General features: G+C 68.6%; 19 protein-coding genes and 1 pseudogene. 9 read left to right on the top strand and 11 right to left on the bottom strand.

All coding sequences use genetic code 11. The annotated features are described in order from the left end of the window. Positions 1-24: 24 nt before the first annotated feature. The 3 genes from KCH87_RS33015 to KCH87_RS33005 all read right to left on the bottom strand — a co-directional run bounded on the left by KCH87_RS33015 (position 25) and on the right by KCH87_RS33005 (position 9,649). Complete coding sequence (locus tag KCH87_RS33015) at positions 25-4,284, bottom strand: trypsin-like peptidase domain-containing protein (RefSeq protein ID WP_210590784.1); 4,260 nt, start codon at positions 4,282-4,284, stop codon at positions 25-27. A gap of 663 nt (positions 4,285-4,947) precedes the next feature. Further along, positions 4,948-5,187: a CU044_2847 family protein gene (locus KCH87_RS33010; protein WP_308298977.1), complete on the bottom strand. Its 240-nt coding sequence runs from the start codon at positions 5,185-5,187 to the stop codon at positions 4,948-4,950. A gap of 220 nt (positions 5,188-5,407) precedes the next feature. Continuing rightward, positions 5,408-9,649 (bottom strand): trypsin-like peptidase domain-containing protein, encoded by a 4,242-nt coding sequence (locus tag KCH87_RS33005; RefSeq protein WP_210590780.1) that lies wholly within the window; start codon positions 9,647-9,649, stop codon positions 5,408-5,410. 71 nt (positions 9,650-9,720) lie between these two features. On the opposite strand from KCH87_RS33005, the gene KCH87_RS50835 reads away from it, so the two are divergent. The 6 genes and pseudogenes from KCH87_RS50835 (at position 9,721) to KCH87_RS32975 (ending at position 15,839) form a co-directional block, all read left to right on the top strand. After that, positions 9,721-10,065, top strand: coding sequence for a UDP binding domain-containing protein (locus KCH87_RS50835; RefSeq protein ID WP_374199067.1), 345 nt, complete (start codon positions 9,721-9,723; stop codon positions 10,063-10,065). Between the two features lie 217 nt (positions 10,066-10,282). Beyond that, on the top strand, positions 10,283-11,260 hold the full coding sequence (locus KCH87_RS32995) for a TnsA-like heteromeric transposase endonuclease subunit (RefSeq protein WP_247197178.1): 978 nt from the start codon (positions 10,283-10,285) through the stop codon (positions 11,258-11,260). 926 nt (positions 11,261-12,186) lie between these two features. After that, positions 12,187-12,696, top strand: a pseudogene (locus KCH87_RS50830) (transposase); the annotation flags it as partial. Positions 12,697-13,112: 416 nt separating this feature from the next. Then, positions 13,113-14,138 carry a thymidylate synthase gene (locus tag KCH87_RS32985; RefSeq protein ID WP_210590778.1) on the top strand — a complete coding sequence of 342 codons (1,026 nt, stop codon included), beginning with the start codon at positions 13,113-13,115 and terminating at the stop codon, positions 14,136-14,138. A 361-nt stretch (positions 14,139-14,499) separates the two neighbouring features. Then, positions 14,500-15,186 carry a nucleoside-diphosphate kinase gene (locus tag KCH87_RS32980; RefSeq protein WP_308298976.1) on the top strand — a complete coding sequence of 229 codons (687 nt, stop codon included), beginning with the start codon at positions 14,500-14,502 and terminating at the stop codon, positions 15,184-15,186. Between the two features lie 23 nt (positions 15,187-15,209). Beyond that, positions 15,210-15,839, top strand: a complete 630-nt coding sequence (locus KCH87_RS32975) for a hypothetical protein (protein WP_247197177.1) — start codon at positions 15,210-15,212, stop codon at positions 15,837-15,839. Positions 15,840-16,002: 163 nt separating this feature from the next. Here KCH87_RS32975 and KCH87_RS32970 read toward each other — a convergent pair whose 3' ends face one another. From KCH87_RS32970 to KCH87_RS32960, 3 genes are all read right to left on the bottom strand, one after another. Next, positions 16,003-16,740: a hypothetical protein gene (locus tag KCH87_RS32970; RefSeq protein ID WP_210590776.1), complete on the bottom strand. Its 738-nt coding sequence runs from the start codon at positions 16,738-16,740 to the stop codon at positions 16,003-16,005. Between the two features lie 545 nt (positions 16,741-17,285). Further along, complete coding sequence (locus tag KCH87_RS32965; protein ID WP_210590773.1) at positions 17,286-17,858, bottom strand: caspase family protein; 573 nt, start codon at positions 17,856-17,858, stop codon at positions 17,286-17,288. Further along, positions 17,858-18,238 (bottom strand): hypothetical protein, encoded by a 381-nt coding sequence (locus KCH87_RS32960; protein WP_210590771.1) that lies wholly within the window; start codon positions 18,236-18,238, stop codon positions 17,858-17,860. Before KCH87_RS32960 ends, KCH87_RS32965 begins: the two co-directional genes overlap by 1 nt. Before the next feature lie 531 nt (positions 18,239-18,769). Between KCH87_RS32960 and KCH87_RS32955 the strand changes: the two genes are divergently transcribed. Beyond that, positions 18,770-19,348, top strand: coding sequence for an aldo/keto reductase (locus tag KCH87_RS32955; protein ID WP_308298975.1), 579 nt, complete (start codon positions 18,770-18,772; stop codon positions 19,346-19,348). Positions 19,349-19,541: 193 nt separating this feature from the next. Here KCH87_RS32955 and KCH87_RS32950 read toward each other — a convergent pair whose 3' ends face one another. From KCH87_RS32950 to KCH87_RS32940, 3 genes are read right to left on the bottom strand one after another with little or no spacing between them, the layout of a single operon-like run. Beyond that, the gene (locus KCH87_RS32950; RefSeq protein WP_210590767.1) at positions 19,542-19,892 is read right to left on the bottom strand and encodes a hypothetical protein; all 351 of its coding nucleotides are present in this window, start codon (positions 19,890-19,892) and stop codon (positions 19,542-19,544) included. A gap of 43 nt (positions 19,893-19,935) precedes the next feature. Further along, positions 19,936-21,432, bottom strand: a complete 1,497-nt coding sequence (locus KCH87_RS32945; RefSeq protein ID WP_210590764.1) for a cell wall metabolism sensor histidine kinase WalK — start codon at positions 21,430-21,432, stop codon at positions 19,936-19,938. Next, positions 21,419-22,099, bottom strand: coding sequence for a response regulator transcription factor (locus tag KCH87_RS32940; protein WP_210590761.1), 681 nt, complete (start codon positions 22,097-22,099; stop codon positions 21,419-21,421). Before KCH87_RS32940 ends, KCH87_RS32945 begins: the two co-directional genes overlap by 14 nt. 227 nt (positions 22,100-22,326) lie before the next feature. Here KCH87_RS32940 and KCH87_RS32935 point away from each other — a divergent pair, with 227 nt between their 5' ends. Then, positions 22,327-23,757 carry a glycosyltransferase family 39 protein gene (locus KCH87_RS32935; protein ID WP_247197175.1) on the top strand — a complete coding sequence of 477 codons (1,431 nt, stop codon included), beginning with the start codon at positions 22,327-22,329 and terminating at the stop codon, positions 23,755-23,757. 266 nt (positions 23,758-24,023) lie between these two features. Next, on the top strand, positions 24,024-24,548 hold the full coding sequence (locus KCH87_RS32930; protein ID WP_210590755.1) for a hypothetical protein: 525 nt from the start codon (positions 24,024-24,026) through the stop codon (positions 24,546-24,548). Between the two features lie 449 nt (positions 24,549-24,997). Here the strand turns inward: KCH87_RS32930 and KCH87_RS32925 are convergent, their stop codons facing one another. Both KCH87_RS32925 and KCH87_RS32920 read right to left on the bottom strand, forming a co-directional pair. Further along, positions 24,998-25,921, bottom strand: a complete 924-nt coding sequence (locus tag KCH87_RS32925) for an XRE family transcriptional regulator (protein WP_210590753.1) — start codon at positions 25,919-25,921, stop codon at positions 24,998-25,000. Continuing rightward, the gene (locus KCH87_RS32920; protein WP_210590750.1) at positions 25,918-26,682 is read right to left on the bottom strand and encodes a peptidoglycan-binding protein; all 765 of its coding nucleotides are present in this window, start codon (positions 26,680-26,682) and stop codon (positions 25,918-25,920) included. Before KCH87_RS32920 ends, KCH87_RS32925 begins: the two co-directional genes overlap by 4 nt. Positions 26,683-26,838: the final 156 nt, after the last annotated feature.

The following is a 26,838-nucleotide window of genomic DNA, read 5'->3' as shown; positions in this document are numbered from 1 at the left end:
GGCATACGGCGCGTGCGGGGCCTGTCAGGCGCAAGGCGGCTTCGACGGGGTTCCGTCCGGCAGGAGCTTGCGTTCGGGCTTGGTGTAGTCGCGCCCTGCGGCGGCGCACAGGGTGCGGAACTGGGCGTCTGGGCGTAGGTCGAAGGTTTGTCGTAGATCGGCGGTCTCGATGGTCAGGTAGGGGCCGTGGACGAAGGCCGACAGCCAGTCGTTGGTGAGGTTCCCCCCATCTACCGCCAGGGTGGTGGCGTCGCCGCCCGTCAGGTCGTAGATCTGGATCTGCTTCTTCTCGGCGAGGTACGTGACGATGCTGTCGTCGGGTCCGAAACCGACGAGGGTGTCGTCAGTTGATCGGGACGCGCTGCGGGCCAGCTTCTTCCTGCCGTCGACGTCCCACACGTGCACCTGGCCGTCTGAGTTCTGCACGGCTAGGTGCGAGCCGTCCGCGTCGAAGGCGAGCCCATGGGTGAAGGTATCGAGGTGGTTTGGCACTACGATGCCTGGTCCCGACAACTTCGCTGTGCGCCGGACCTTGCGGGTGTCCCACAGCAGGATCTCGCCGCGGGTGGCTCCCAAGTTGGTGACCACGGCGACCTGCCCCGGGTGGCGGGGACGGGCGACGAGTTCGCTGCGTACCTCAGCAATATCGGAGGCGTCAGCGGGGTTGGGTGTGGGGTCGACGAGGAAAGGGCGGCCGAGCCCAGCCCCGTCGGCGGCGTTGACGCGGGCGAGGAATCCGTCCTCGGTCAGCACCGCGATTTCGCTGCCTTGCAGCGCGGCGACCGTGTCCACTTCTTTGGACTTCGGAAGAGCGTCGCCGAGCGGCACGCTGTCGCTCAGATCCCGTACGGAGTACGACTGGTAGAGGCCGTCGTACTCGTCCCACAGCACGATCCGCTGTGAGTCGGCCGTCCAGGTCGGCCACAAGGTGTTGGGGTGGCGCAGTTTCACGGACTGGATGCGGGTACGGGAAGCGTTCATGACCTCAAGGCGCCCAAGGGACACTCTGGCTATGGAGCGTCCGTCGGGTGACAGCGCGGCCAAGTTTGCATCATCCGGGGCCTGCTCGATGCCCGCCACTTCGGCCCGCACGGCCATCAGCGCCGAGCCGACAGGCACGAGGACGGTGAACCCGCCGCCGGCGCGCGGTACCGCTGCGACGCCCGTGTACGCGGCGGGAGTCTCGCCCGAGGTGGGTACGCGGGTCCGGTAGGTACGTCCGGTGCGCACGTCGGTCAGGGTTGCCTCGACGTAGCCACCGGGCCAGGGATCTGAATCGATGGTCCACTCCCCGTGGGCCATGTCGTACCGCGAGGTGGCGTCCCCCGGATGCAACTTCGCGACGGGCAGGACGGTTTTGCGGCCCGGGGCACGGCCGAGCACCTGGCTGTACACGGTGGAGTCCAGGTAGTCGCCGACTTCTGTGACGAGGACTTCACCGCCAGCCCGTAGCTCTATCTTGTCGCCATTGGCGACAGTGGAGGTGTACAGGAGCCGACCGGTGGTGAGGTCTCGGAGTTCGATGCGCCTGGGCAGCATTTTGAAGACGTTGGAGGTGATCGTTACGACAGTGTCCGCGTCCGACGTGAACGCCGCCCCTTCCAGCCCTCTGGGGGCGATCCGGTCCGATACGTCGATACGGGTGCCGGAGGGCACGTGCCAAGCCCCGGCGAAAGGGTGGCACGCCTCGATACCGACGTAACACCCCCCAGCGGCTTCGATCATCGCCAGCAGCAGCCGCTTTCCGTCACTGCTGAAGTCCAAGAACGTACTGATCTCTTCCTTGGGAACGTCGTAGTCACCGAGGCCAAGCACCTGAGGGGGCCCTGGATCGCTCAGCCGCCACAGCCGCAGCGCACCACGAGCCGTGGCTGCGAACAAGCGGCCGTCCGGGCTGAGGGCGGTCACCAGTTCGCCTTCCGGGACCCCTGACAACTTCCGTGCCTGGGGCCTGCCTTGGAGAGAGCCCGTCACTACACTGATCGTCTGTCGCTCGCCGCTTTCACGTTTCGACCGCACCACGAGGGTCCGGCCGTCAGCGGTGGCGTCCATGCCGGTGACCTGCCCCTGCCATACCGACGGATAGCTTCCGACCAGGTATTGTCCGCGCGCGTACTGGTGCAGCAGGGCCTGCCGGGTCTCGGGGGTCTGCTCCGTGTTCCAGGCGGCCAGCGCAAGCTGCATCGCGGTGGTCGGGTCGCTGCCCGGGCGGTCTTCGGCCGTCTGGGCGAGCAGGCCGGCGGCCTGGGTGCGCAGCTGCTCCTCGGCGTGTTTGAGGGTCGTCCTGGTGGAGAGCGCCAGCACGACGGCGAGCACCGTGAGAACGGCGAGCGCCCCGACCGCGGCCTGCTTGAGGCGCGCGCCGCGCCGGGAGTGGCGGCGGCTGAGCAGGATGTAGCCCCGCTCGTCGGCGGATATGTCGGCGGAGTGGTGGGCCAGCCTGTGGCCTGCCTCGACCAGGTCGGCTCCGGTCAACAGGCGGGCGGACTCTTGGTGTTGGGTCTGCCAGCGGCGCAGGTCGTCCCTCAGTTGTTCTTGCCAGGCGCGGAAGTCGCGGGAGTCGACAAGCCATTGCCTCAGGCGTGGCCACAGCTGGATGAGCGCCTCGTGCGCCAGCTCGATGATCTCCTCGCCCTCGGTGCCTCCGGGGGCGCGGGAGAGGACGACGAGCTTGCCGGGGGCCAGCTTCCGCGCCAGGTCGAGCAGTTCGGGGGCGAGGTCGGCGGTGCGGGTGGGCCTGCGACGGAAGATGTCGCCCTTGCCGGGCCGGGCCAGTTGCACGAACAGCCGCTGGGCGCAGTCCTGTTGGGGCTGCGACAGCCCGTCGAGTGTGTCGTCCGCGTACTTCACGAGGGCGCCCGCGACGCCGCCGAGATCGTCGTAGGCGGCTTGGGTGAGCATCGAGCGGTCGCGGCGCTGCCACAGTTCCGTCAGGGCGAACTGGACCAGCGGCATGCGCCCGGGCTCATTGCCCGCGTCCGCCACGATCCGCTCCGGCAGGCCCGGCTCGAACCACACCCCAGGCACGGCGTCGACGGGCACGGTCACCGCCCGCTCCAGGTCGTCGGCGACCAGCGGCGCGAGGAACTGCACACCGTCGCTGACGAGCTCGGACGTGTCGGCCGTTACCAGCACGCCGAGGGAATCGGGCCGCGCGGTGGCGACGACCCTCAGCACGGCCGCGCCGTCATTGCCCGCCAGGGTGGCGAGCATCCCGAACAGGTCCCGTGCGGCGCCTGGGTCGGCACCCGCGTACTCCTCAAGTTGGTCGGCGAAGAGGACGTGCCCGGTGCGCTCTCCGCGGGCGAGGACCCGGCTGCGCAGCTCGACGGGCATATCGTCGCCGGTCTCCAGGAGTGTTACCAGCTCTTCGGCCTTGACGAGCCGTTTGACCTCACCGACGTCCGGCTCCAGGATTCCGATGAGAGCCCGTGCGACCACGGCTGCCGGCCGAACCCCGGGCACCGGCCGCAGCTCAGTCACGCTCATGCCGTCGGCCCGCAGCAGGGGCAGCACCCCGGCCCGCACGAGGGACGACTTCCCGCATCCGGAGGGCCCGGCGACGAGGGTCACGGCCCGCCCGCTGACGGCTGTGTGCACGCGGACGATGTCACTGTCTCGGCCGTGGAAGAACTCTGCGTCGTCCTCCGTGAACGCCGCGAGTCCCTTGAACGGGCAGCGAGGCTCCAGGATTTCCTCATCGACCAGCGCGTCCGACGGCAACAGATACGCGGTGCTCTCGCCCTCGTGTGCGGCGACTGTCATCCCGACGACGCCGCCCTGCGCATCGTCCCAGACCGGCCCCCCGCTGAACCCCTCCATGATGTGCGGCCCCGGCCGCTGCGCCTCCATCTGCACCAAGCCCGAGCCCTGCCCGGCGCGCAGCACCCCAGAGGCCCAGATGCCGTGGTCGGCGCCTGCCGGGTAGCCGAACGCCCTGAACGTGTGCCCCCATACGTCGGTCCCGTCGACGAGTGGCGCCGGCCTCGCGCCCTCGACGCCCGCGTCGAGCCGCAGCAACGCGACATCCGCCCCGCCCAACCGCCAGGACACGACGGTCGCCTGCCGGGTACTGCCATCCAGCAGCGGAAAGTCGATATCCACCGACTGGCCGGGCGCCCACTCCACGGCATCTGGCGCTCCGACCGCCCGGGCGACGACGTGGGCGCAGGTACACACCACATCGGCGGCGACGAGGAACCCGGCGCCGACCACCTCACCCGCAGCCGAGCGGATCCGCACCTGCGACGCCTCAAGGACATCGCTCCCCAGTACCGCAGCCATGGACTCCCCCACCTTGCTGGCGTGTCGCGAAACGCCAGCATTCCCGGCACAGCCGTCCCACACAACTCGGCATGCCCAGAGCTCAGTTGAAACTTCACACGGCGCAGAAACACCCATCCTTCAGTGAAGACAAAGACACTCCCACAGCCCTCCACCCGACTCCGCCATCAGGACTGCGGCTAGCCAACCGGAGCGATGCGAACGCGCTCCCGCGGCTGAAAGAGGATGCAGACTCTGAGCGCCGCGCGGAGCGCCTGCCTGGAGATAGCTTTGGCCTGCGACTTCGCGCGGGAGTGCTCACGGACATGCTCCGCCGCCGCTGTGGAAACCGGCTCCGGAACTGGGATCCAAAAGGCCGAGAGCGGGCAGCGGCCGATGGCGCTCAGGGAATGCCAGTTCGTTGACTTCGCGATGGCGCACTCCGGCCAGGGAGCGGCGATTGCATGCCGGTCGGCTTCAGGCCGGAGTCGGTGGCAACTGGCTGTCGTAGGGGTTCGCGGTGTCGGCGGCAGGTCTTCTCCGCGACTGCCGAGAGGTTCTTCAGGAGGTGCCACCGATCTGGCACCTCCAGTGCGTCGGAGGCTGCCTGGCTGATGGCCTTGGTGAAGGCCATCAGCCGGTCACGGCACACGATCTCGGCGCCAGGGTGCTCAAGAACGTGTTTCACGCCCCAGGCTTCCAGGTGGCAGTGACCGTCAGATGTGCCTGTCCGCTGCCGTTTACGATGCCCAGCTTCAGGTCCTGTCCGAGCTGGACGCCGAAGGTGACGGCGACCTCGGCGGGCGGTGTGGGCCCGGCGGTCACCGCATCGTGCACCTCCTGGACCAGGGGGCCGAGCGGCTGGAGGGTACTGCGCAGCATTTCGGCGGCGACTGCGGCGACGGCCTGTCCACGCCGAGCCACGGGAACGATCGGTCCGATGCCGCCCACGGCATCTGCCTTTTCCTGAGCAGGTCGGCTTTCCCCTGAAACCAGGAACCGAACCGTTGTGCCATCGTCGAGGCTGAACTCCTGCGTACTAGTCATACGCAGAATTGTGCACGGAGCGCTCGGGGGTTCCTGCCGTGAGTGAGTCGGTTACCACGTAGTTGCAGTTGGGGCGCGGCGGGCGACTGCCACACAGTCAGTCGCAGGGCGGCTCCGACGGCGTTCCCGCCGGCATCACCCTGCGTTCAGCTGAGGTGTAGTCACGCCCTACGGCAGCGCAGAGGGTGCGGAATTGGGTGTTGGGGTTCAGGTCGAAGGTCTGGCGCATGGTGCCGGTGTCGGTGGTCAGGCGGGGGCCGTGCAGGAGGGCTGCCATGTCGGTGTCGATGGCCTCCACCACCAGAGTGGTGGAGGCGCCGTCGCCCATCGCGTCGTAGATCTGGATCTGCTTCTTCTTCCAGAGATACGTGACGACGCTGTCGCCGGGGCCGAACCCAACAACCCACTCGGAATCTGAGCTGAGCGCGCTGCTTGCCAGTTGCTTCCTGCGGTCCACGTCCCACACGCGCACCTCCCCCGTATCGTTCTGCACCGCGAGGTGCGAGCCGTCGGCGTCGAAGGCGAGTGACCCATTGCGCATCCCGTGCACAGTGATCTCCGGTCCCGGCAGCGTGGTTATGCGTCGGCCCTTATGGGCGTCCCACAGCAGGACCTCACCGCGGAGGGATCCCAGATTGGTGACTACGGCCACCTGTCCAGGGTGCCCCGGACGAGCTACGAGTTGGTTCCGCTCCTGAAGTCCTTCGGGGTCGTCGGGGGGATTGGGTTCGGGGTGGACGAGGAGGGGCTGGCTGAGCGCAGCCCCATCGGCGGCGTCGACGCGGAACAGAGTGCCTTCCTTGGTCAGCACAGCGATCTCACTGGCCTGGAGCCCGGCGACATTGGCCACCTGCTTTCCTTTCGGGAAAGCATCATCGAGCGGCACGCTGTCGTTAAGGTCTCGCACGGAATACGACCGGTAGAGGGTGCCGTTCTCGTCCCACAGCACGATCCGCTGTGAGTCGGCCGTCCAGTTCGCACCCCAGTTGATGTAGCGGAGAGTCGGCAACTTCACGGACTGGAGGCGGGTACGTGAGGCGTCCACGACCTCAAGGTGGTCGCCGGTGTACCTGGCTACGAAGCGTCCGTCGGGTGACATCGCGTAGTCTTCAGAGCCATCCCCTAGGATGCTTTTGCTGCCGACTGCTTCGGCCCGCACCGCCAGCAGCGCCGTGCCGATGGGCACGAGCACTGTGAGTCCACCCTTCGCGTGCGGTACCGCCGCGACGCCCGTGTAACTGGCTTCGGAGCGGTTGCCCGAAGTCGGGATGCGGGTGCGGTAGATGCGCCCGGTGCGGCTATCGGTCAAGGTCGGCTCGTCGTAGTTCCCGGTCCCCTCATCGTATGCATTCGGTCCCGCGTCTATGCCGTAGCTCGAGGTGGCGTCCGGAAAAACCCCCTCGGCGGGCAGGGCGGTCTTGCGGCCCGCAGCGCGGCCAAGGCTTTGGCTGTGAGCGGTGCCCGATTGGGAGGAGATTGTGTAGAAGATCTCACCGCCGTCCCGCAGCTGCGAGTCGTACTTCGCGGCGGTGGAGGTGTATCGCAGCCGACCATTGGTGAGGTCCCTCAACTCGATGCGATCGCGCTGACTTTTATAGGTGGAGGTGATCGTCACTACGGTGTCTGCGTCGGAAGTGAACGCCGCGTCCTGCAGCCCAGTCTCGGGGACGATCCGGTCCGATACGTCGATACGGATACCGGAGGGCACGTGCCAAGCCCCGATGAAAGGGGGGTGGCATGCCTCAGTGCCGGCATAACATCCGCCAATGGCTTCGTTCATCGCCAGCAGCAGCCGCTTTCCGTCACTGCTGAAGTCCAAGAATGTACTGATCGTCTTTTCGGGAACGTCGTAGTCACCGAGCCCCAGAACCTCGGGATGCTTCGGCTCACTCAACCGCCAAAGCCGCACCCCGCCACCTGCCGTCGCAGCGAAGAAACGACCATCTGGGCTGACAGCGGTCACCAGATCCCCTTCGGGAACGCCGCCCAACTCCCTTGCCTTTGGTTTGCCTTGGAGGGCACCCGTAACCACGGTGATCGTCTGTCGCTCGCCGCTTTCACGTTTCGACCGCACCACGAGGGTCCGGCCGTCAGCGGTGGCGTCCATACCGGTGACCTGCCCCCGCCATACCGACGGATAGCTTCCGACCAGGTATTGCCCTCGCGCGTACTGGTGCAGCAGGGCTTGGCGAGTCTTGGACGTCTGCTTCGTGTTCCAGGCGGCCAGCGCAAGCTGCATCGCGGTGGTCGGGTCGTTGCCCGGGCGTTCCTCGGCGGCCTGGGCCAACAGGCCCGCGGCCTGGGTGCGCACCCGCTTCTCGGTGCTTTTGAGGGTCGTCCAGGTGGAGAGCCCCAGCACGACGGCAAGCACCGTGAGAACGGCGAGCGCCCCGACCGCGGCCTGCTTGAGGCGCGTGCCGCGCTGGGAGTGGCGGCGGCTGAGCAGGATGTAGCCCCGCTCGTCGGCGGATATGTCGTCGGAGTGGTGGGCCAGCGTGCGGTCGGCCTCTGCCAGGTCGGTTCCGCTCAGCAGCCGATCGGTCTTGCGGTCTTGCGCCTGCCAGCGGTGCAGGTCGTCCCTCAGTTGCTCCTGCCAGGCGCGGAAGTCGCGAGAGTCGACGAGCCATTGCCTCAGGGCAGGCCAGAGGTGGGTCAGCGCCTCGTGCGCCAGGTCGACGATCTCCTCCTGCTCGGCACCGCCACGGGCGCGGGAGAGGACGACGAGTTTGCCGGGGGCCAGCTTCCGCGCCAGGTCGAGCAGTTCGGAGGCGAGGTCGGCGGTGCGGGTGGGCCTGCGGCGGAAGGTGTCGCCCTCTCCTGGCTGGGCCAGTTGCACGAACAGGCGTCGCGCACACTCCTGTTGGGCTGACGTTAGCCCGGCCACAGTTTCGTCCGCGTAGGTGACGAGGGTGCCCGCGACGCCGCCGAAGTCGTCGTAGGCGGCTCGGGTGAGCCTTGGGGAGGTGCGGCGCTGCCACAGTTCCGTCAGGGCGAACTGGACCAGCGGCATGCGCCCGGGCTCGTCGCCCGCGTCCGCCACGATCCGCTTCGGCAGGCCCGGCTCGAACCACACCCCAGGCACGGCGTCGACGGGCTCGGTCACCGCCCGCTCCAGGTCGTCGGCGGCCAGCGGCGCGAGGAACTGCACCGCGTCGCTCACAAGGTCGGACGTGTCGCCCGTCAGCAGCACGTCGAGGGAGTCGGGGCGTGTGGTGGCGACGACCCGCAGCACGGCCGCGCCGTCATTGCCCGCCAGGTCGGCGAGCATCCCGAACAGGTCCCGCGCGGCGCCCGTGTCGGCGAGTGCATACTCCTCAAGTTGGTCGACGAAGACGACATGTCCGGAGCCCTCTCCGCAGTCCAGAACTCTGCGACGCAGCTTGGCGGGCATATCGTCGCCGGTCTCCAGGAGCCCTGCCAGCTCCTCGGCCTTGGCCAGCCGCTCGACTTCGTCGAGCCCCGGCTCCAGAGCACCGATCAGCGCCTGCGCCAGCACCGCAGTCGGCCGCACGCCGGGGACGGGGCGCAGTTCGGTCACGCTCATGCCGTCGGCCCGCAGCAGGGGCAGCACCCCGGCCCATACCAGGGACGACTTCCCGCATCCGGAGGGCCCCGCTATGAGGGTCACAGTCCGCCCGTTGACGGCTGTGTGCACGCGGACGATGTCACTGTCTCGGCCGTGGAAGAACTCTGCGTCGTCCTCCGTGAACGCCGCGAGTCCCTTGAACGGGCAGCGAGGCTCCAGGATTTCCTCATCGACCAGCGCGTCCGACGGCAACAGATACGCGGTGCTCTCGCCCTCGTGTGCGGCGACTGTCATCCCGACGACGCCGCCGTGCACATCGTCCCAGACCGGCCCCCCGCTGAACCCCTCCATGATGTGCGGCCCCGGCCGCTGCGCCTCCATCTGCACCAAGCCCGAGCCCTGCCCGGCGCGCAGCACCCCAGAGGCCCACATGCCATCGTCGGCGCCTGCCGGGCAGCCGAACGCCCTGAACCTATGCCCCGCAACGCCCGTCGCGTCGACGAGTGGCGCCGGCCTCGCACCCTCGACGCCCGCGTCGAGCCGCAGCAACGCGACATCCGCCCCGCCCAACCGCCAGGACACGACGGTCGCCCGCCGGGTACTGCCATCCAGCAGCGGAAAGTCGATATCCACCGACTGGCCGGGCGCCCACTCCACGGCATCTGGCGCTCCGACCGCCCGGGCGACGACGTGGGCGCAGGTACACACCACATCGGCGGCGACGAGAAAGCCGGCGCCGACCACCTCACCCGCAGCCGAGCGGATCCGCACCTGCGACGCCTCAAGGACATCGCTCCCCAGTACCGCAGCCATGGACTCCCCCACCTTGCTGGCGTGTCGCGAAACGCCAGCATTCCCGGCACAGCCGTCCCACACAACTCGGCATGCCCAGACCCCAGTTGAAACTTCACCCAGCGCAGAAACACCCATCCTTCAGTGAAGACAAAGACACTCCCACAGCCCTCCACCCGACTCCGCCATCAGGACTGCAGGTGACCAACCGGAGGGATGCGAACGCGCTCCCCAGGGGTGCCCCCTTCAAGCCGAACACCGACGACATCCGCGACTCGCCCGCCCTCGCGGTCGCGCAGAAGCTCCACGAACGCGGCGCCACCGTCACTGTCGCGACCCCCTGGCCCTCGACAACGCCCGCAAGACGCACCCAGAACTCGACTTCATCTACAACCCAATCGCCGCCGTTCAGGACACCGACCTGCTGCTGCACCTGATCGAGTGGGCCGCATTTCTCACACATCGACCTGCACCGCCCCGCCGCCCGTGCCGCCACCCCGAGGGTCATCGACGGCCGCGGCACCCTCGACGTCGTCGCGGTTTCGCGAGCATTTCCGCGCGATCATGAGCAGCGGTAGCGCGCCGTAGTTGTCAGTTGTCGACTGTTAGCGGTCGTCCGGTTTGGGTGGTGTGTGCTCTTCGCACCGTTCCAGTATGGCCGAAGAGCGCTCAAGGAAGGGCCGTAGCAAACACAACAGCCCCACGGCGTCGATTCGGTACGCCGACGGGTCGACGCGCGACGTCCCCTTCAGCCTGCTGCGGTTGAGGGACTTCGACGAGTCGAACCCGTGGCGCCGGGTTCGTTCGGTGCACGGGATGGCGCACTACTCGGGCAACTACGCCTCGGCGATGACGGGCGGCCAGGTTGTCTACGAGAGCCACCTGAAGTTGGCCCGTCTGCTGCTCGCCGACTTCGATCCGTCGGTGTGCGGCATCTTCGCCCAGCCCTTGCGCATGGTGGCGAGGATCGATGGCAAGGTACGCAGCCACGTTCCCGACTTCCTCTTGGTGATGCGCTCGGGGACGGTGCGCGTCGTCAACGTCAAGCCGGCCTCGCGCCTGCAGGACCCCAAGGTCGCGCAGGCGCTGGCCTGGCCGGGACATCTGATCGAGCGGCATGGCTGGGAGTACGAGATCTGGTCGGGAGCCGAGCCGACCCTGCTGGAGAACATCAGTTTCCTCGCCGCCTATCGGCACCCCGGCGTTGTACCCGCCGCCGACGCCGAACGGGCCTGGCAAGAAGTCGTCGACGGCGAGGAGCTGGCGCTCGCCGAGCGGCGGCTGGCCGGAGACCGGGAGCCCGAAGCAGCCCGTCCTCCGCTCATGGCCTTGTTGTGGGCCGGGAGGCTGACCACGGACCTCGCGGCCCGGCCGCTGTCGGGAGAGTGCGTACTGCGGAGGCACGTATCAACCAGTGGACGACGACGCTGCGGCCAGGGCTGCCGATCGGCTTCGACGGTGAGCAGTTCACCGTCGAAGAGATCGAGGGGCGACGGATTCTCCTGCGCCAGGCGGCGCTGGCCGGGCCGCCGAAGTTGCGGCAGGTCGACATCTCCATACTGCTTGCCCATCCCACGACCGAGATCCTGGCGCCGGTTCCGGAGGAGACGACGGCTTCCGCAGCCCTGCTGAGCGGCCTGGCCGCCGAGGAAGACGACGAGCTGACCGTGAAGGTCCAGCACCTCCAGGAGGTCCTGACCGGATACCGGCTCGGCGACGCGGCCTTGGCGCTGGACGGAGAGCCGCGTGCGGACTTCGCGCCGGGCAAGCCGCTGATGCACCGCTATGCCGTCAAGGCCGCTGAGCTCGCCGGATGCAGTCCCGGCATTGTCCGCTACTCCTTGAAGGAAGCCGGAATCCCGCTCCGGCCGCGCCGCGCGGCAGGCGAACTCGCCAGGTCAGTCAACCGCACCTGGCTCAGGAACGAGTACCACGTAAAGGGGCGCATGGCCGCGGACATCGGCCGGGAGCTCAACACCGGCGGCAACAGCATCACCAACCTCCTCGACGCATGGGGGATCCCTCGTCATCCTCTCCGCGGCCACGTCCCTCCGCCACGCGTCCACTCGAATCCGTTCGCCGACCTGCCGGTGAGGCTCTCGCTGGCCATGCCCCGCATCAGCATCCGCCAGAACTGCCTGACCGCCCTGCGAAGCGCGGCGCTGGTGCCGGGATACTCAACGCGCCGCTCGGCAGCCCTCACCCTCGGCATCCCCCGGACGACGTTCAATGCGCACCTTCGCCTGGTGGAGGACACCGCCGGGTTCGCCGTGTTCAATCACCGCAAGCGGCCGGTCAGGGTGACGCCCCGCGGCCAACCCCTCATCAGGGAGGCGAAACGCCGGATCGCCCTGTTGGACGAGCTACGCGAGCCGCACCAGGAGGGGTGTGCCGGTCGGTCAGGCGGCGACGCCGAGCTCCTTGCGGGTCCGGTGGACGAACTCGCGCACGGCCGGCTCGCGCCGTCAGGGGGCCAGGGCCGCGTTGAACTCGCGGACGTAGTCCTTGGCCCCGCCCAGCGCGCTGCCAGCCAGCAACCACCAATGCCCGGTCAGCGCCAGCCGGAAGAAGCACGGCCGCGCACCCCGCCCTACGCAGGTCGCGGCCCGAGGCCCCAGCCCGCCCACCCCGAGCCGGCCCAGACGGTGAAGAAGCTGGTCATCGAGGCCGGCAAGCAAGCCGCCCGGCCGGTGCAGTGGCGGGAAGGCTCCCGTCCGGGCAGCGGCCGCAGCGGCGTCAAGCGCATGTACTCACGGTTCGTGGCCCTGCGGATCCGGCCCGCTGGGCGCGCGATCCGCAAGGCCGCCGACGGCCCGGAGCTGCCGGTGCGCTAGCTGCTGGCCGAATGGCCCGCCACCGAACCCGAACCCGTGCAGTTCTGGCTGTCCAACCTGCCCTCCGACACGGCGCTGGCCACCCTCGTGCGCACCGCGAAACTGCGCTGGCGCATCGAACATGACTACCGCGAGATGAAACAGGCCCTGGGCCTGGCCCACTTCGAGGGCCGCACCTGGAGGGGCTGGCACCACCACGTCACCCTAGTCTCCGTCGCGCACGCCTTCTGCACCTCCAGCGCATCACCCGGTCCCGCGCTCTACGGCCTCAACGCGGACAACGCGGTGCACGTCGTTGCGCAGCCGGACCACGCCCTGCCCTTCGGGCACCCGAACCTGCCCACTCTGCTCGGCTCCCAACTGATCCGCAGGTTGAGCTCTCTCAGGGTGGTCGGACTCGACGAGCTGACGCAGGAACTGGCGACGCTCGCCGCATAGACCCCTGCCCGGTGGCCCGGGAGGATCCGGCCCTGGCCACCGGGCAGGCACCAGACTCCGCCCGTACGACAAACGGCATTCGGCGCGGGCGGAGACGGCGCTGGGGTCACGTCCCCCAACGGCCCCAGCGCCAGCCGAGACTGCCGAGCGCCCCCGCGCCGGGACACACGCACAACTGGAGTGCTCACCGGGGGCCCTGACCTGGAGTTCACATGCACACCGCCCCCGAGTTCACCAGCGTGGAAGGCGCCTACGTGGCCCTTCTCCGGCTGGCCACCGAGGAGTCCGAACACCACACCGCGGCTCGCGGCAACGAGGCCCGTGAGGTCATCGGCGTGGGATTCCGCCTCACCGACCCCCGCCAGCGCCTACCGTACCTGGCCGAGCGCAAGGCGAACCCGGTGTTCCAGTTCGCGGAAGCGCTCTGGTACCTCGCCGGACGCCGCGACCTGGAAATGATCGGCTACTACGCCCCGTCGATGCGCGCCAGCGGCGCCGACGGCATCCGACTCGGCGGATCCGCGTACGGCCACGCCCTGTTCAGCCCGGCCGGCGGCGCCAAGCAGTCGCAGTTCGACCACGTGGTGGAACTGCTGTTGAACGAACCCGACAGCAAGCGCGGATACCTGCCAGTGTTCAGGGCGAAGGAACTCGCCGACCGCAAGAACCCTGACGTCGCATGCCTGGCCGGCCTGCACCTGCTCCCGCGGGACGGGCAGCTACACATGATCTGCAACATGCGCGCGAACGATCTCGACTGCGGCCTGCTGTCCGACGTCTTCTCCTGCACGATGATCCAGGAATACGCGGCCATCCAGCTCGGCCTGCAGCTCGGGACGTACACCCACTTCATTGGGTCCGCCCACGTCAACGACCGCAACGCCGAGCGCGTCAAGCGCGTCCTGGACGAGGTCGACTCCCGTCCCACGGCGCCCGATTTCTCGTTCCCGGCAATGCCGGAGAGCACCGAGGGGGCGACGATCGCGCACGTCCTGCAGCACGAAGAGGCGTTGCGCACGAACCAGCTCCGCTACAACGCCCAACACATCCGCGGCCTGGGCCTGGATCCGTACTGGGAGCAGGTGGTCATGTTGTTCGAGCTGTACCGGCAGATCCAGCATGACCAGACCGCAGCCGTCGACCCTGGCCTCCTGGCCGCGCTCCCCCCGGGCCTGCGCTGGCTCATGGAACGCAAGTGGTCGGCCTGCTTCGCTGCCCCTGACGGGAGCCTGCGATGAGCGGGAACGGGAAGCCGAGGAGCGGCGCCGTGGTGGAAGGTGTCGACTTCGACCGCCGGGCAGTCATCCTGTGCAAGCCGGACGCCCTCGCCCGAGGCCTGATCCACCGGATCCTGGGAATGATCTCCGATGCGGGCATCACCGTCTCGGACCGCATGGACCTCGTGGCCCAACCATGGCAGCCGCACGTCGTCTACAGGGATCTGCTCGCCGACACCGGCCGCAGAGACATGCGCGACCTGCCCTCCTACATCGACGCCGCGTATGTGGGCCAGACGGTCACCGTAGCCCTGGCACACGGTGAACCCGGCGTTCACGCCCGGCTGCCCAGCTCATCGGCCACACCGACCCGACCCTGGCGGTGCCCGGCACGATCCGCAGCGAACTGGGCGACGACAGTCTCGCCGCCGCGCGCGCGGAGAAGCGCCTCGTCCGCAACCTGGTCCACACCTCGGACGATCCGGCCGGGGCCCGCCGGGAGTACGGCACCTGGTACGGGCCCGGCCGCACGCTGCAGGTGTCCGACTTCGACCGCTGCTCCGTGATCCTGTGCAAGCCGGATGCCGTGGAGCGCCGCCTCGTCGACGCCGTACTCGAGCGAATCGCCGCCGCCGGCGTCACCGTTGCCAGCCGCCTCGATGTCACCGTGCAGCCGTGGCAGGCCCATGTTCACTACTGGGATCTCCTGGTGGACGCCGCCTGGTTCCCCGACCGCAACATCCCCGAGTGCCTGGACGACGCGTATGCAGGCAAGCCGGTGACGGTGGCCCTCGCCTTCGGCGAGCCCGGCATCCACGCCCTGCTGCGCCAGTTGATCGGGCACTTCGACCCGACACGGGCCGCGGCCGGCACCATCCGTGGTGATCTCGGCAACGACAGCCTCGACGCTGCGCTCGCCCAGAAGCGCCTCGTGCACAACCTCGTCCATACCTCGGACGACCCGGACGCCGCCCGCCGTGACTTCGGCACCTGGTTCGGTGCCGCCCGCCGCGGACTGCTCATCTCCCCAACCGGCGTACCGCTCCAGCCCACTCACGCCGACCGCTGACCACCCCGGCCCAGGAGGATCCCTTGACCGCTCCCGCCGTACTGCGCCGCCTGCTTCCGATCCTGACCGCCGAGCAGATCAGTGAGCTGAAGCCCGAGCTCGCCGACGTGATCGAGTACCGCAAGTCAGGCCTGTCGGTGAACCACATCGTCGGCTGTCCGCTCGAGTGCGGATACTGCGTCCGCCACCTGTTCGACAACTTCGGTATGAAGACCCCGAAGCGGCTCATGAGCGACGAGGCTGCGCTCGCCGCGCTCGTCAATCATCCGTACTTCCGGCCCCACAAGACGCCAATCCAGTTGTTGAACCGGGCCACTGATCCGATGCTTCCCGTGGTCAAGCCGCACGTCTTCGCAGTCCTCCGGCAGCTAGACGAGCAAGGGCTGACCAATCACGTCCTGGTCATCACCCGGTGGCGGGTAAGCGCCGAGGACTGTGCCGTCCTCAACTCCTTCCAGAACCTGCGGCTGACGGTCCTGGTCACCCACTCCGGCATCGACAACCCGGCCATCAAACCGGTGAACTCCTCCATCGGGCCTTTTCTCGGGGTGAACCTCTTGCGACAGGAGGAAGGCTCACGTTCGCGCAGTTCAGAAGCGATGAACCCTAGGCTATCGAGCACCACAGGTGTGGTGCAACGGTGCCGACGGTAAGCCAACCGCTCTGTCCGCAACCGGCCCTTCCTGTAGGGGTGTTGTTCTCGTGAAGGACCAGATCGCCGTGGTCTACGCGGGCGTCACACCGCCTGAACGGTGGCCCCTGAGCCATGCCCGGGCCGGTGTTCGGCTTCGGGTTCGTGCTGGCGAGCAAGCCCGCTCAGCCAAGGCTGTGCTTCCTGCCCACGAGCGCCGTCGAACGGGGCGGCGTCACTAGCTCGTAGATGTACTTCGCCATGTCCAGGCCACGCGGTTTCGCCACGGCCGGATCAGGCGAACCCTTGGTCTTCATGTTGTAGGACACCTGCACGAGCAGGTTGTCAACGCGGAACATCACGTTGGTGTACGGGGTCTCCTCGTCGGCCTGGATGCGCATGCAAAGCGCGTCGGCGTAGTCATGGAGCCGCAGTGCGCTGTCGTAGACGTCGGTGCGCTCGGCTTCGAACGCGGCCGACGCGTCGGAGCCGGACCAGAATCGGAACATCTCGACGGTGAATCTGGCGGCCCAGGGGTGGTATTGCCATTCCCCTTCCGTGCTCCAGTCGCATTCGTGTGCCTCTGCGAGACCGGCGAAGTCGCCGTACGGTGTGTCCTCCGTGCCGCCCACAGTACTTGGAACGATCTTGCTTGCTCTGCTCACCAGCTTGGTGCAGATGTCGGGGATCGTGGCGTATCGCCCAGTGGTCGTCGGCCACGCGCTCGGACTGGGCGTCGGCGTCGGCCTCAGAGGCGTGACCGGGGAGCTCGTCGGGCTCTGCTGCCCGGCGTTTCCCCGGTCCTGTGAGAGTACGTACGGAAGGGCGACGACGGCGGCAAGCAGGAGTGTCGCCACCACCGCCACGACTGTTCTGCGTTTCCAGATCGGCCTGGCCGGCGGGTCGAGCACCTTGGTGGGCAAAGCCATTGTCCGTACGCGCCCATGAGGCGGCACGGTCCCGGTCGTGGCAGCGGCTGCCCGTGATCGCGCGCCGGCATCTGCCGCGTTGAGGCGCGGTGCGGGCTCGCGCCCAGCGGTGAGTCTGGCCGACGGGGCCGCGGTCTCGGTCGGCAGGTCCGGGGCAGCGGAGTCAGGCGGGAGGTCGGGATCCACTGGGCCCGGGGGCGGGTCGTTTGGCAGGCGTCGGTGGTCACCCGCTCCCGGCGCGCTGCGGACGACCGCCGCGTTCTGCGGCTCTTGCGCTGCGGGACGGCCGGTCGTGGTCGCTGCGTGCGGTGCGGTTACCAACGGTTGCTCGTGGCCTGCCTGGTCCGGCGCGGGCGGTGGTTCCGCGAGTTCGCCCGTTGCCCAGCGGTTGCGGGCCAGAGCGATGTTGTGGCCGGCGTTGCGGGCCCGCTGCTGGGGTACGGGATGGCCCTTGGCGCGGAGTTCACGGTCCAGGTGCTGGTAGAGCGTGTCCATGTCCAGCGGGTCGGGGGCACCAGGTATCCCCTCGGCCAGCGCCTTCACCAACTCGCCCGTAAAGGCGGTGAATTCCTCCCCCCCTCCGGCGCGCGGGCCAGCTGGGTCTCCGATGACGCGGTCATCACGTACGTGCCGTCCACAGCGGCCAGATCCGCCATGTTGGGCGGACTCATGTACCCCTTAAGCACGATTCCGCTGTAGCAGCAGTCCAAGAGGGCCACACGGGCATACGCCGTACACGTGTCAACCAGCGCGTGCCGGAGTGCGCTGTAGGCAACGGACCGGTACGACCGATTGTCGTCCCAATCGGGCAGGGCCAGATGCAAGTCGACCTCGCCGACCGGCGACACCAGGCCGTGGCCTGCGAAGTAGAGCACGAAGGCGTCCTCTGCTGCGCCCGCGGCCTCGTGGACGGCATTGAGTACGGCGTCGGTGGTCGAGGGGTTGTGAAGCACCACACAGCGCTCCGCAGGCAGGCCCCACAGGTCGTGATCCGTCAGCAGTTCCGCGAGGCGGCGAACGTTGTTGCCGACCGCAGGCAGGTCGTCCAAGTGGTCGTAACCGTCCACTCCGATGAGGACGGCACGGGATCGCGCGGGATCAGGCACACCCATCAGCCGCTCCCGGGGTCGTTTCCGCCGTCGCTTGCGGCATCGTTTCCGGGCCGCAGCAGTTCGATGATCCGGCGCACTGATTCCTCCGAGCCGTCCCGGACGGTGACTGATACGCCGCCGACCGTGATCGTCACTGGGGCCTGCACGGCGCGTCCTTGGCGCCACGTGGCGTACGCGACGGCGAGGTTGGCTGCCGCGATGCCCTGGCCGATGACCAGCTCGACCACTTCGGCGGCTCCCATGAAGCCACCGGTCTGCCGCAGGGGCCGCAGCCGTACCTCGGCATGGCGTCGCAGGTCGGTATCCTGTCGGAACCAGCGGTACAGGTCGTTGAGCGCCGTGCCACCGTCTTCCGCGTCGATACTGACCTGAACCCGCATGACGCCCCCGTAGTCTCTCTCGTGATCCGTCCACGATAGAGACAAACGATCAGTCCCGCGCAATCAACGGTCAAATACGGCAGGACAGTTCGACAAGTGCTCTGTGAGCTGACTCGTGATCAACGCTTGATGCGCCCGCGTACGTCGAGGGCCAGGAGGGCTGGGCGCTGCAACGGCTGGACGGCCGGGGCGCGCTCGGTGATTCATGGGTCTGGCATGACGGCGATGTGATCGAACAGAGTGCCTGGTGAGCGGGTCTCGGCGGGCAGAGCGGTCTCCTGCACAACTCGGAGTTGTCGAAGCCGCGAGCGATCCAGCAGGCTCACTCCAGGGACGACTCCGGCTACATCGCCCGAGCGGGGAAGTCACGGAAGTGGGGCCGCACCCATCACGGTTCGTCAGTATCCAGTGCCGCCAGGGACTCATTGGCGAGCAGCACCTGCGTGATCGCGCCAAGAGTGGCCCAGTCGACCGTGCCAGTGGTGAGACCCCGTCGACCGCGACATCGCGCTCAGCGTGCTCCGGCGGGCCGTGAACACGCACGGCATCACACATATCGACACCGCGGACGCCTACGGTCCCCACACCGTCGAGTACCTAATCCGCGAGGCCCTCTCCCCGTACCCGGAGCACGTGCTGATCGCCACGAAGGTCGGCCTGGTCCGCCCCGCCCCGGGGCAGTGGGTGCCGCTCGGCAATCCCTTCTACTTGCGGGCCTCCGTCGAGGCTAGTCTGCGCCGCCTGAAGGTCGACCGGCTGGAGCTGTGTTACCTGCACCGGATCGATCCCGAGGTGGCCCTCGACGACCAGATCGCCGTCATGCAGGCACTGCAGGACGAGGTCAAGATCGGGCACATTGGTCTGTCGAAGGTCACGCCCGGGACCATCCGCCGGGTGGGCAAGGACTTGACCATTGCCGCGGTGCAGAACGTCCTCAACTCCACACACCGTGACGACGGCGCCGTGGAACTCTGCCAGGAACTCAGCATTCCTTATGTGGCGTACAGGCCGCTCGACGCCGGCACCTTGGCTCGTGTGAACGGACCGGCAGCCGCTGCACTGGCTCCTCGGTCAGGGCTCCCACATCGCGCCCATCCCCAGCACCAGTGAGTTGTGTTCATCTTGAACGTGCAGGTCACGGGGGTGGCCTGGGTGGGTGAGGTCATGCTCGTGCTGGTCGGCGGCGGCTGTCTGCGGTGAAGATCGTCGGTCAGCGGGCGATCTCGTGCCAGTTGAGGACCCTCAGCGCGCGGACGAGCCGGGTGGCCCACTTCACGTCGAGGCGGATCCGGGTCAGTGCGCGTCAGTTCTTCAGGTGTGCGAAGGCGTGTTCGCAGACGGTTCGTTCTGCGGCGATCAGTTGGTTGACCTGCTTCTTCGCGGGCGTGAGCTTCTTGCCCTGGGCTTCTTGTAGCCGGTGATGACCGCGGGTCGCTGCTGCCGTCGCCACCACCGTCGAGGCCGATGAAGCCGAGGTCGGCGATCGCGGCGAGGCCGGCCGCGCGGAGTCGGCCGACCAGGTCGTCGTGGCGGCAGGCGGTGATCTCCGAGCCGCGCGCGGGTCGGGCGGTGGAGGTCCACAGCAGCCGGGCTCAGTCAGGTGGCGGGTGAAGTGAATGATCGTTTCTGTGGCAGCGGCGGTGGGCGTGGTCATCTGGTGGTCTTCCGGTTCCGAAGGGCTGCCGCGGTGAAGCGCGTCATTTCTCGGCTGGGGTGGGGGCTTGGGGAAGGCGTAGCTGGAAGCATGCTCCGAGGGTCTGGGGGGTGAGGGTGAGGGTGCCTCGGTGGCGGTGGGCCAGGTCGCGGGCGATGGCGAGGCCTAGGCCGGTGCCGCCGTGGTCGCGGGCACGGGCGTCGTCGAGCCGGACGAAGCGTTCGAAGATGCGCTCGGCGTCCTCGGTGGGCACGCCCGGTCCGTCGTCGTGCACGGTGAGGACGATCCAGTCGTCCTGGTCTCGGATGGTGATCTGGATGCGGTGTGCGGCGTGGCGGGCGGCGTTGTCGATGAGGTTGCGCAGCAGTCGTTCGTATTCGTCGGGGTTTCCGTGGGCGTGTGCGGGGGCGGTGCTGTCGCAGGTGAGGGTCAACGGTCGTTCGGTGAGGGGGTATTGCTCGGTCAGCCGGGAGGCGAGGGCTGTCAGGTCGACGGTTTCGGGGCCGGCTGTGGGGGTGCGGGTGTCGAGGCGGGCGAGGAGCAGCAGGTCTTCGGCGAGGGCCTGGAGGCGGCGGGTCTGTCGTGCGGCGGTGGTGGCCGCGGCGGGCCAGTCGGTGCGTTCCGGGTAGGCGAGCGCGACTTCCAGGCTGGCCAGCAGTGTGGTGAGGGGGCTGCGTAGTTCGTGGGCGGCGTCCGCGACGAAGCGGCGTTGCTGGGCGGCGGCGTTGTCGAGGCGTTGGAGGGTGGTGTTGATGGTGGTGGCCAGGGCGGTGATCTCGTGTCCCGTGGCGGGGACGGTGACGCGTTCGCGGGGGTCGCTCGCGGTGACCGAGGCGGTGAGGACGCGGATGGCTTCGACCGGCCGCAGCGCGATGCGGACGGTGAAGTAGGCGATGGCGGCGATCAGCACAAGGCCGACGAGACCGGCCCGCAGCAGCAGGCGGTCGGTGGTGTCGGCGATCTCCTCGGCTGTGTCCGGGAGCACCACCACGTAGGCCCGCAGCGTGGCGCCGGCGGTGACTCCCAGGGCGGCGGCCTTGTCCTTGCCCAGTTCACCGGCCCAGATGTCGTTGTACAAGACCAAGTAGGTCTTGCCGGCCAAGTCGTATCCGTACTCGGGGTTGTAGTCGCGGCGCTCCGGTATGCGGAGGGGCTGCATCGTATAGCCCCCGCCCTCACCGTCATCCGGTGTCGGGGCGGAGAGCGCGGGTGGGGCGGGCAGCACATGGCGGGCGCGGGGATCGAAGTCCTGCATGGCTCCGCCGGAGGCGACAGCGGTGCGTCGGCCGGTCGCGACGACCTCGTACGGCGCGGCGCTTCTGGGACCGGGAACCGAACCATCCCTCAGCTGATGGACGAGAGCGGCGAGATTCCGCTCGGCACGTTCTTCGGCGATGGTCATGCTCTCGCGGTAGACCTCCTGGTGCACCCACCAGCCAATGCCGACCAGGACGACGGCGGCGGCCAGGGCGGCGGCCAGGGCTGTGCGGGCTCGTACCGAACGAGGCCACCAGCGGCGTCGCGGCTCAGTCGCGTTCACGGTCGTCCACCAGCCGGTAGCCGGTACCCCGTACGGTCTGCAGGGACTGCCGGTCAAACGCGGCGTCCACCTTCTTGCGCAGCGCGCTGACGCGCGCCTCCACCAGGTTGGGATCCCAGGCTTCGTCGGGCCACGCGTGATAGAGCAGATCCGATTTGGAGACCGCCTGGCCCGCCCGGCGGGCCAGCAGCTCCAGCACGGCGAACTCCCGGGGGGTGAGGTCCACCCGGGTCCCGGCCCGGCGGCAGACCCGGCCGGCGACATCCAACGAGAGGTCGCCCACGGCAAGGACGGGCGGGGCGACCGTGGCGGCTCGTCTGACCAGGGCCCGCAGCCGTGCGACGAGCACCAAGTAGGAGAAGGGTTTGGCCAGGTAGTCGTCGGCACCCGTGTCCAGGGCCTCTGCCTGATCCCAGTCCCCGTCCTTGGCGGTGAGTACCAGGATGGGGGTCGCGTTGCCCTCCCGGCGCAGCTGGGCGCAGACCTTGTAGCCGTTGAGTCCGGGCAGCATCAAGTCCAGGACGACAAGGGCGTATTCACCGGTCCGGGCCATCCACAATCCCTGCCGGCCGTCATGGGCGAGGTCGACGCTGTAGCCCTCGGCGGTCAGACCGGTGTGCAGGGTGTGGGCAAGGTCCACCTCGTCTTCGACCACCAGAATGCGCATGCGGTGCAGCCTCGCACAGCGCCGGCCCGCCTTCCTGATCGGCCGGTCAGGTTGGATCAGCATCCGGTCAACGAGGTCCCGGCACGCTGGCGGAGCTTCTTCGCCACTGCTGAAAGGCCCTGTCGCCGATGTCCCTTGCTGAACGTGCCCCCGCCGCGGCCAGGACGGTTTCCCCTCCCGTAGCCGCCCGTCGACCATCACCGAGCCCGGCCAAAGCCGTTGTCGTCATGGCGCCCTTGGCGCTGACCATCGCTCTGGGGCTCTGGGGTATCCGCAGGAAGAACACCATGTGGGGGGACGAGTCCGTCACCTATCAGCTCGCGCACCGCGATCTTTCGCAGATATGGCACACCGCCCAGCATGTTGATCTGGTCCATGCCCTCTACTACGCCGTGATGCATGAGATCTTCGGTCTCTTCGGCGGAGGGCTGCTGACGTTGCGGCTGCCGTCTGTGCTGGCGATGTCCGCGGCGGCGAGCGGAGTCGGGCTTCTGGCACTACGCCTGGCGGGGCCCCGTGCCGGGCTGCTGGCCGGGCTGGTGTTTCCGCTCCTTCCCCAGGTACAGAAGTTCGCTCAGGAAGGCCGCTCGTATGCCATGGTGTGTGCCCTGGTCACCTGGGCCACCTACGCGCTCGTGGTCAGCGTCCCGCATCGCGCCCGGTGGCGGTGGGCGGTATATGGCTCCACCATGCTGCTGGCCTGTCTCCTCCATGAGTTCGCGGTCCTCGCCCTGGTTGCACACGGCGTCACACTGGTCGTCTCCCGTGTTCCACGACCGGTGCTGAGGGCGTGGAGTGTGGCTGCCGCGGGCATTGTGGTCGGGCTGTTGCCGCTGGCGATCTGGAGTGCGGGGCAGTCGGAGCAGGTGTCCTGGATCGGCGGACCGGTACGGCTTCAATATTTCCTGGTGGTGGCGGTCGTGGGCGTGGCGTGTGCCCGTGCGCCCCTGGGGGTGAGGGGGCCCGTACGGCTTTCCGCGCTGGCTGTGCCGATTCTTGTCCTTCCGGGCCTTCTGCTGCTGATCGCCTCACTGGTCAAGCCCATTTTCGTCGACCGGTATGTGCTCTTCAGCAATATCGGAATCGCGTTGCTGCTGGGCGCCTTGATGGATTACTTCCACCGGCGGTGGCATTCTTCACGCATCGCGTGGATCGCGGCGGTTGCCGTATTGGCCGCGCTCGTCCAGCCGAGCATGTCGCTGAGGACGCCCCAGAGCCGGAGCAATGACGTCACCGCCATCGGCGCCACCGTACGCAAGGAAGGCCGTCCCGGCGACGGACTGCTCTATCTCGCCGGCCAGCACCGGATCTTGACCGCGGCCAATCCCGAGGACACCCGTTTCCTGACGGATCTGGCCCTGGCGCAGGATCCCGTTTCGTCGAACACACTTGCAGGTGTCGAGCTTCCCGCCCAGGAAATAGCGGCACGCATGCTGGAATTCAACCGGATCGTCGCGGTCCGCGCAGCGGGTGCGCACTCGCCGACCAACCCGCAGGAGGAAGCGAAAACGAGCACCCTGCGGCGCAACTTCCGCGAGTACGGAACAACCCATGTCAACGGGGCGCGAGTCACCGTCTATGTCCGAGACCACGACCCGTCTCCGACGGCCGGTCCTGGATCCAACAGCCCGGGAGCGAGCGGCGGGGTGATGAGGTGACCGCGACTGGTGCCGGCCCGGCCGGCACCATCGCTGTCACGCTGTGTCGACCCGGAAGCCGCGGACACCCCAGCATCACGCCGGCGCGCGGCATGGAGTTCCCCTCGCGCGCTGCACATGGCTCTGGCCCGTCACCACGGGGAGTGCGACGGGCCAGGCCACAGCACACCGTGCCACACACGTACGGTTGGCGAGGGCCGTTGCCGGGACGAGCGGTTCCTGGTGCACCCTGTCGGGCCCGGCCACGCCATCACTAGGGTCGGCGCATGAGCAGCGACGGAGTAGTCGTGGACGAAGCGGTCCGCGCAGCATGGGACTCGTACCGGATCCTGGAAAACCGCACATCGCAGGAGGACCGCCGGCACGCGCAGCTGCGCGTCCGGGCCGCGATGGACTCATACGGCCAGGGCGAAGTTGCCAGGGGCTCGGTCTTCCTGGTGGGCGTGCTGACCACGCACATCATCGGGCAGGACGGCCCGGAGGACGAAGAGGGGCGTCTTGACCCGCTGAGCGATCTGATCCCGGCGGTGATTCGCAAGCTCCCAGACTCCGAACTGGCCGACCCCGCCCAGGTGCCGATGGTGACCGGAGTGCTTATGGCCGCCACGATGGGCATGGACGTAGTGGCCTGGCGCGACCAGTTCGGGATCGTCCCACCCAAGGAGGCCCTGGCGCACAGCTTCGTGGTGTGGCTGCTCGCCGACCTGTACGACACCCTGGTCGACCAGCCCGGCGCCACGGACGTCATCATGCAGGACACCTTCGACTCCCTGGCCACCCAGACCGGCTGACGCAACAACACCACCGCGAACCCCGCAGCGCCACCCGAGCTGGCCGTGTGCGGCGCGCGGTACGCGTCCCTGGGACAGTGAGCCGCGCTCCTGCAGCACCCGCCGGCCGCCGATCGCGTCGCACCGTGGTGCGGGGGGGTGCCTCTATGTCTTTCGTCAACCCTGTCGTGCCGGGTTTGAGGTGATTCGGCGGTGTGGGGTTCATGCGGCGGCGGGGGCGGCGGTCCTGGGTTTGTGGGGTTTGTAGAAGGTGCCGAAGCCCGTCGACCAACAGGGCGGCCAGCAGGCCGAGTTCGGCACTCCTGGCGCCCGGCGCCGCGATCGCCTCGTGCACGCGGCCCAGAACCCTTCACGCAAGGTCAAGTTGTAGGGTCTCAACCCGGTCGGCGATCCGGGAGACGGGACCGGTGCCGGTAGTCGTTTAACGATGCCGTACGCGACACCCGGGGTCACCACGGCGAAACGGAGCTGAAGCACTCCTCCTGGGGAGGACTGCTGCCCGCCGCCGGACGGAAACAGATCCGCAGGGCGGTTCCGGGGCCGGTCACCGTCATGGGCGTGTAGACGAAGGAGTCGAGGTCGACGGCATCCCTGATCTCGGCCTCACGGACCCGGTCGTCCGCCGTCAGCTCGAGCCGGTCGCCGACGCGCGTTCCCCACATCCGCCCCCAACTCGTCCCGCACGGCCGGCTGTAGCGCACTTGCAGGCGGGCGCCGCCCGCCAGCTGGTGCTGGGCGAGGGTGACCGGCAGGACGGCACAGGCCGTGTCCACCGGGTTCTTGCCCTCGCAGGCCGACCCCCGGCACTCCGGACCGGTGGCGTACGGGGCAGCGCTCCCCGGCGACCGCGGTTCGCCGCCCGGGTGCGGCAACAGCAACAGCGTCACCGCGATGCCCCCGACGGTCACGGCACACACTGCCGCGAGCGCGGCCACGGCCGCCGCACGCCGGTTACCGGCACGGGTGGCCACCGGCGGATCCGGAGGCGCGACAACCGGAGGCGAGCCCGCGGGCGCGGTCCGAGACGGGACCTGGGCCGTGTCCAGAGACGGCACCCGCGACCGTGTACCCGCCGCGGACACCGCCACCGACCCCGCCCCCACAGCCCTCGTCGTCGCCCGCCCGCTCCCCTCCGACTCCGCGATCTCCCACAACGCCAGGCACCGGCTATCGGGTTCGCCCGCCAGACGGCACAGCTCCTGCACCGCCTCGCGCGGCGGCAGCGCCCTGCCATTGAGGTAGCGCTCCCAGGACGACTTGCTGAACGTCGTCTTCGCCGCGAGCCCTGCCATGCTCAGACTAGTACGGGCCCTCAACTCCCGTAGAGCGGCGGCCAGTCGGGCCCGTTCCGGCGAGGGCGTCGGTGCCGTCATCGCCGTAGTGTCTTCCAGGTGTGCGGCCCGACGACCCCGTCCGCGTCGAGCTCCGCCTGCCGCTGGAACGCCTTGACCGCACCCCGAGTCAACGGGCCGAATATCCCGTCGATATCGCCCGGCGAGAAGTCGGCCCGGCCTAGCAGACACTGCGCCTCGGCCACCTCCGGCCCGACGCTGCCGTACTGCACGATGGCGTCCCCGGTACGGCTGTTGCCCGCGTACCAGCGGCCGTCGACCCGCTCCATACGGCACGGGTACGAGGGAGTCGGAGTCGCCGCCGCCGTCGCCCCGCCGCCGTGGTCCAGGACCCGTACGGTCACGAGCACTGTCGAGGGGACGGCCAGTGTCAAGGTCACCGCCCCCGCCACCAGCGCGACGCGCAGCGAACGCTTGAGGTTTGGGGGGTTCTCGTCGCCCGCCGACAGAACCTCCGCTTCCGGCACGTCCGGCTCCGGCACGGGCGCCTCCCGCAGGGCCGTCCCTCCGCGCCCGTTCGCCCAGGCCTCGGCGGCGACTTCGTGCAGCGCGAGCAGCCGTGTGGGGTCCTCTCCACTCACCCGGGCCAGCGCCACGACGGCGTCCCGGGGCGGGAGCGACCTGCCGCCCAGATACCGCCCCCACGACTTCGGGCTGTATCCGGTCCTCGCCGCCAACTGCCGCATGCTCAGCCCGCCGAGGTCCTTCAGTCGGCGCAAGCGCGCCACCAACTGCAGGACGCTCGGATCGAGTTCAACGGGCAGCGCTTTCCAGCGCGACATCGTCCCCCCACTCACGTTCACGGTCTGTGCCCAGTGGCCCTGGCCAGCGGCCCCTGTTTCCCGTCGCATTCCGCATCAGAGTCAACGCAAGTATCCACGGAATGCACCCGAACGTGGTTCCCGGGCCCGTACGGAAATCGGCCACCGCCCGTCCCA

This window comes from Streptomyces sp. GESEQ-35, assembly GCF_017948485.1.
Classification (GTDB): Bacteria; Actinomycetota; Actinomycetes; order Streptomycetales; family Streptomycetaceae; genus Streptomyces.
Note: the sequence above shows the minus strand (reverse complement) of the source record. Positions and strands in the feature narration are given on the sequence as shown.